At 38.6% G+C, this 6,652-nt stretch carries 5 protein-coding genes; 1 reads left to right on the top strand and 4 read right to left on the bottom strand.

What is annotated here, in order from left to right:
• Positions 1-342: 342 nt before the first annotated feature.
• The 4 genes from AC4IFE_RS19945 to AC4IFE_RS19930 all read right to left on the bottom strand — a co-directional run bounded on the left by AC4IFE_RS19945 (position 343) and on the right by AC4IFE_RS19930 (position 5,193).
• Positions 343-1,005 carry a copper homeostasis protein CutC gene (locus tag AC4IFE_RS19945; RefSeq protein ID WP_490758869.1) on the bottom strand — a complete coding sequence of 221 codons (663 nt, stop codon included), beginning with the start codon at positions 1,003-1,005 and terminating at the stop codon, positions 343-345.
• 19 nt (positions 1,006-1,024) lie between these two features.
• Positions 1,025-1,573: a hypothetical protein gene (locus AC4IFE_RS19940; RefSeq protein WP_490758868.1), complete on the bottom strand. Its 549-nt coding sequence runs from the start codon at positions 1,571-1,573 to the stop codon at positions 1,025-1,027.
• Positions 1,574-1,765: 192 nt separating this feature from the next.
• Positions 1,766-2,758 carry an isoaspartyl peptidase/L-asparaginase family protein gene (locus AC4IFE_RS19935; protein ID WP_490758867.1) on the bottom strand — a complete coding sequence of 331 codons (993 nt, stop codon included), beginning with the start codon at positions 2,756-2,758 and terminating at the stop codon, positions 1,766-1,768.
• Positions 2,759-2,925: 167 nt separating this feature from the next.
• A complete protein-coding gene (locus tag AC4IFE_RS19930; protein ID WP_490758866.1) occupies positions 2,926-5,193 on the bottom strand; it encodes a glycoside hydrolase family 20 protein in 2,268 nt (755 codons plus the stop codon).
• A 102-nt stretch (positions 5,194-5,295) separates the two neighbouring features.
• Between AC4IFE_RS19930 and AC4IFE_RS19925 the strand changes: the two genes are divergently transcribed.
• Positions 5,296-6,114 carry a DUF4197 domain-containing protein gene (locus AC4IFE_RS19925; RefSeq protein ID WP_490758865.1) on the top strand — a complete coding sequence of 273 codons (819 nt, stop codon included), beginning with the start codon at positions 5,296-5,298 and terminating at the stop codon, positions 6,112-6,114.
• Positions 6,115-6,652 lie beyond the last annotated feature (538 nt).

Here is a 6,652-nt window from a genome sequence, read left to right as displayed (position 1 = left end):
CATTCAGATATTGCATATTTTAAGTCTGCAAAGACGGAATCAATTGACATTGATCCGACTAAGCGAACGTTTATCCACCTAGCTTCATCAATGACGTAGTCAATTCTTTGCTTCCCTCACAACTCAACGTTATTTAAAATGGACTTTGCGTTTAAAAATACATTCAATATTTAACGCAAAGGTTCATTCAGATATTGCATATTTTAAGTCTGCAAAGATGGAATCAATTGACATTGATCCGACTAAGCGAACGTTTATCCAGCTAGCTTCATCAATGACGTAGTCAATTCTTTGCTCCCCTCACAACTTAATGTTATTTAAAATAAAACTTTGCGTTAAAAATTACTTATCTTTCAAAGCCTTGATCTCATCTGCACTGGCAAAAGCTCCACCGTCTGTAATGGCTGAGGAATGAAAATAACCGGCATTTGTAAATTGTCTGATCTCTTCAATATTGGTTGAACGAAGTCCGCCTCCAACCAGAATTTCGATCCTTTCACCGGAAAGTTCAACCAGTTTTTTCAGGTTTTCTTTTCCTTCTGAAACGTTCGGCTTCTGACCTGAGGTGAGGATGGTTTTAAAACCGCAGCCAATAACTTTTTCCAGGGAATCTTCAAGGTTTTTTGCCCTGTCAAAGGCCCGGTGAAAGGTACAGGGAAGAGGGGCTGCCATTTCAACCAAAATTCTGTTCTGCTCTACATCGACCTCATCATTTTCATTTAAGATCCCGAAAACAAAGCCGTCCACTTTCAGAGATTTTAAATGCAGCAGGTCTTTTTTCATTTGCTCAAATTCAGGTTCTGAATAGGTGAAATCTCCGCCCCGGGGTCTGATCATTACAAAAATCGGGATATTTATTCTTTCCCTGAGCTGTTTTGCTGTTTCAAAATCCGGGGTTGTTCCGCCTTCATTCAATCCGTCACATAATTCTATTCTGTCAGCCCCATTTTCAAATGCTGTCATTGCTGATTCAGGGTTGAAGCAGGCTATTTCTATTTTTGACATTTTTCGTTTAATTTAATTTTTAATCTTCTTCAATAACATCTGCTATCAGAAATTTATTATCAGTTTTTATAACTTTAATCTGGCGGGAATATTTGGCTTTAAACCCATCATCAGCCAGGACTACATTAAAAACATAATTATTGTCTGACGAGGATTTTAAGTCACAACTTCTCACTTCAATATTAATCCAGTCCTGTCCGGAAATAAGAAATCCGGAGTCTATTCCCGCTTTACCGGCATCAAACTTACCTTTCCATTTGTCCTGAAATTCTTTTAATGTAAGGCTTCCATCAACATCCATATCAACATTCATGGCATCTGTTTTATACTCGTAATAGTCTTTGGTGGTTATTTCCTGCATTTCTTTATCCAGACTTCCGAGGTCTTCTTTAAAGTAATTTTTGATGCTTTTTTCGAGCCATTTTTTTGCGTCTTCAGATTCATTGGGCTTATTTTCTGTTGCTGCCATTTCTTTTGGAAGAGATTCCTGGTTGATGACAGCCTCTTTTTTCTTTTCTTCCTGACATGCTGCCATTAAAAATAAAGACGCAATGATTAGTCTTTTCATATTCCTATTGGTATTTTAAATTTTGGCTAAAGCCTGGTATGGATCATTTTTGAAAACAGGCTAAAGCCCGTTCCTATTGAATTTCAAATGGGGAAAAGTGATATATTAAACAAATAATCTGATTACCTAATGATTTGATTTTGAACACATATAATATTGAAATATAATCTTTTTGAATTTTAATGAAGTTTATTATTTTAATGCAAACTCAGGCTTTTCGAGACGGTTTCCTTTCTGGTCATAGACAGCAAAATTAAATCCGTCCTGAATGCAGTAAGAACCATATTCTCCCTTTTTATTTAAGGCAATAAAACCAACCTGGATATCTTTGAGATTTTTATTTCTTCTCTGAGCAATTTTTACAATTCGTTCAACAGCTTCTTTGCAAGCCTGCTGAGGATTCCTTCCCTGTCGCATCAATTCAACCACCAGGTGTGTGCCAACTGTACGGATTACTTCTTCGCCGTGGCCAGTGGCTGTAGCAGCACCCACTTCGTTGTCGACAAACAATCCTGCACCAATGATGGGAGAATCTCCTACCCTGCCATGCATTTTAAAAGCCATCCCGCTGGTAGTACAGGCTCCGGAAAGATTTCCCTGCGCATCCAGGGCGATCATTCCAATGGTATCATGGTTTTCAATATTGGCAACCGGCTTGTATTCGCTGGTTTTCAGCCATTCTTTCCATTCTTTTTCAGAATCCGGGGTGAGTAGGTTTTCTTTTTTAAAACCCTGTGATAATGCAAACTGCAGCGCTCCGTCTCCAACCAGCATCACATGGGGTGTTTTTTCCATAACGGCTCTGGCCACGGAAATAGGGTTTTTAACATACTCTAAACAGGCTACTGAGCCAATATTGTAGTTTTCGTCCATAATACAGGCATCAAGAGTTACTCTGCCATCCCTGTCCGGACGTCCGCCATAGCCAACACTTCTTTCATTGGGATCCAATTCTACGAGACGAACTCCTTTTTCCACGGCATCCAGGGCTTTCCCGCCTTTCCCCAAAATGGTCCAGGCTTCTTCATTGGCTTTCAGCCCGAAATTCCAGGTGGAAAGAACAATAGGTTTACCAGCAGTTTTCGGGTTATCAGGAAGTTCTCCGGCAATCAGATCCAGTGGATTTACAGCAAGTGCAAGGGAAGCAACAGCCGTTTTTTTAATGAAGTTTCGTCTACTTTGCATGTTTAGATATATTTGACTTCCAAATTAGCAATTTTCCCGCTAGCAGAAAAGGAAAAAGACCATAGAATGTACACTATGGTCCTTTATTTTTTGATGATCAATGCTATAATTGATGCATAAAAACAGCATCGGATATTATTTTATATGATTATTATTTGGCTTTAGGACTAATTTGCCCCAATTTCATCAACAAACAGCCATGCTTTTGAGTCTGCTCCGGGATTTCCGGCAGGAATAACACCTGCATTCTCTACTTTTAGTCTGATGTATCTCGAGTTCTGGTTTCCTACACCCAGCTTTATCTTTCCTTTTGAATTCAGGATTTCGTCTTTTCCTATCTCTCTGATCATTTTAAAATTCTTTCCGTCATCTGAAACAAAGACCTGTGCAGACTTCGCCAGATGAATCCAGCTTCCTTTATTTTCCAGGGTATTAAAATAAACTTCTGAAAAGGCTGTTTTCTGTCCCAGATCGATGGTTGCAACGACATCTTTTCCCTGGAAGCCCAGCCATGTTTTTCCCAGTTGTCTTGTATTCCCGATAATGCCGTCTACCAACGTAAAGGCTCCTCCAAAAGAATAGTTTTCACTGGGCTGTTGCTCTAATGTGATTTTTTTTCCTGTGGTTTTTGAAATTGTGAATTCCTGTGAAGAGACTGCGCTTTTCAGTTTTCCGTCCTCAAAATAAGCACATTTAATAGTCAGAGATTTTGAAACAGAAATAGGCCCCTGATAAACCTGTGAATTGATGGAGGGTTCTGTTCCGTCTGTGGTATAGCGGATTCCTTTTGGATTTTGTGATACTGTAAGTTCGTAAGAAATACCATTGGTGGCTGGAAGTACTTTTCCGGAGATATTGTAAATGCTTTTTGCATAATTGACCTTCATTTTGTCGAGAACTTTGAACTGGCCGATCACCCTGTTTTCAAATTCTTTATAGTTCTTAGGGTCTGCTGTTCCCCATCCCACTTCGGAAAGAGCCATGAGTCTTGGAAATATCATGTACTGCACCTGCTTAAAATCGGTGATATATTCTGTCCACAGATTGGCCTGAACTCCTAAAATATATTTAGCCTGCTCGGCGTTCAGCTCTGCAGGAATAGGATTATAGGAATAGACTTTATCTAGAGGCGTAAACCCTCCGAACGCATTAGGCTCTGATTGCGGATCTCCCTGGTAGTGATCGAAATAGCAATAAGCTCCCGGCGTCATTACAGCGAAATGTGCAGATTTTGCAGCTTCTATCCCGCCATTTACACCTGTCCAGCTCATAACAGCGGCATTTGGAGCAAGACCGCCTTCCAGAATCTCATCCCAACCGATAATCTTTCTGCCTTTGCTGTTCACATATTTTTCAATTCTGTGGATAAAATAGCTTTGCAGACCATGCTCGTCTTTCAGGTTGTTCTTTTTAATCAGTTCCTGGCAGTGGGCACATTCTTTCCATCTTGTTTTTGGACATTCATCACCACCGATGTGAATGTACTGGGAAGGAAATAAAGCAATGACTTCGTCAAGAACATTTTCCAGAAACGTGAATGTTTCTTCTTTCGGACAGAAAACATCATCAAAAACACCCCATTTGGTGGCAGATTCAAAGGGTCCTTTTGTACATGCAAGCTCCGGATATGCTGATAAGGCCGCTAAAGCGTGGCCCGGCATTTCAATTTCCGGTACTACGGTAATATGTCTCTGTTCGGCATATTTAACGACCTCTTTAATTTGTTCCTGTGTATAGAAATAGGGACCGTAAGGTTTTCCATCAAATGTATTGTCTACGTAAGCTCCAACCATTGATTCTTTACGTTTTGAGCCAATCTCAGTCAGTTTCGGGTATTTTTTAATTTCAATTCTCCAGCCCTGATCATCTGTAAGGTGCCAATGGAAGGTATTCAGCTTGTACATCGCTAAATAATCAATATACTGTTTAACCTCATCCACAGTAAAGAAATGACGGCAGACATCCAGGTGCATTCCGCGCCATGCAAATTTCGGCTGGTCTTCAATTCTTAAAGCAGGAATTTCCCTATCTTCCTTATGTTCTTCAAAAAGTTGAGCAAGGGTTTGAAGAGCCAGAAAATAACCCTGTCTGGTATTGGAAGTGATGAAAATCTTTTTGGGGGAAATGTCAATAGTATACTTTTCTTTATCTTCTTCTGGATGAATCGGGATTTTTGGCTGTGGAAACGGCATGTACATCAAATGAATTCCTTCCGTCTTACTGCTGTTCTGAAATTTCACACCGGAACCAAGCCTTTTTTTGAAATACTCTGTTTCTTCTTTTGGAAGTTTGTCATTCAGGATCAGCGTTTCAGGAATAATGAACCTTCCTTCCTGCATGGTTACACTTTGAGGATAAGGAATTAAATCTGGCTTCTTCTGGGCATGAAAAACGGTGGAAAAAATAGCAGAAAACATAAAAAGAAAATGTCGCATTTAAGTATGATTAAGGTTTTAGCTAATATAATTATTTTCCAAAACTCTTTGGTGATTTAACTTATTAAATAATAAAACATCTAAATTTGCAAAAAAGATACAATGAGAAAAAATATTTTATTCGCTGCTGCCTTACTATTTTCAGTTTCTTCACAGGCACAGCTCTTGGATATCATCAAATCTACCGTTAAAACCAAAACCGGTGTTGATCTTGATAATCCATCAAAACCTAAAAGTTCTACAACCACCACTACAACTAATACCACAACAACTGCTACAACTAAAACTTCCCCTGTTAATCTGGGAAACCTAACCTCAACACAGATTTCTTCGGGATTAAAGGAAGCGTTAAGCCTTGGAGTAACCGATGGTGTAAAGAAATTGGCATTAACAGACGGATTTTTTAAGAATGAAGCGGTAAAAATTTTAATGCCTGAAAAGTTAAGAAAGATTGATACCACGCTTCGCTCCTTGGGAATGGGAAGTCTGGCTGATGAAGGGGTAAAATTACTAAACAGAGCCGCTGAAGATGCGGTAACAGAAGCCGCTCCTATTTTCACCAAAGCCATTACATCAATGACAATCACGGATGCTAAGAACATTTTATTAAGCAGTGATAATGCGGCAACCAATTATTTACAGACCAAAACACAAAGTCAGCTATTCACAGCTTTCCAGCCAAAGGTAAAGGCTTCACTGGGTAAAGTGGGTGCAGATACAGTCTGGAAAAATCTGATTTCAAAGTACAATACTTTTACAGGACAGTCTGTAACAACCGATCTTAACGAATATGTGACGACAGAAACCATCAATGGTGTATTTAAAATGGTAGCTGATAAGGAAAGCGGAATCAGAAATACTCCTGCAATGAGAACCACTTCTATTTTACAGAAAGTTTTTGGGGCGCAGGATGGGAAATAATTTAGAAATTAGAGGCCAGAAGTTAGAACTTAGTTTTATAACCTGGTTGTTGAATTTTATTCTAAGATAATTTTAAAGCATAAAAACTGTTTCATTTGAAGCAGTTTTTTCTTTTGTTATAAAAACAATAAATCTACGCTATCTGCAAATTTGCGAGAGCAACAAATCTTCTGATTAATATGTATTCTTTCTTTTGTCTTGAAACAAAAGAAACAAAAATTCAAGACCTGGAAACATAAATCCTGATCTCTAAAAATTCTAAAACTTGCGCGAATTCATTATTTGTTCTTCGGTTTAACATTTGTCTCGCGCTTCAAACAGTAGAATTTTCTTAACGTTCACAGATTTTATTTTCTTAACGCTACATTTTCCTATGTCGGTTGAGTAGTGTTTCCATAACACTTTTTGAGAACATTTACAATTCTTTACATTTACAGTGAGAAAAATCGGCGTCATCTGCTAATCTGCCTTTACTTTGTATTCAATTAAAAAGAGATAACTTTATTCAAAGAAAAGCAGAGGTGAACTATTCAATCTG

Source organism: Chryseobacterium sp. UF-81 (assembly GCF_058245105.1).
Note: the sequence above shows the minus strand (reverse complement) of the source record. Positions and strands in the feature narration are given on the sequence as shown.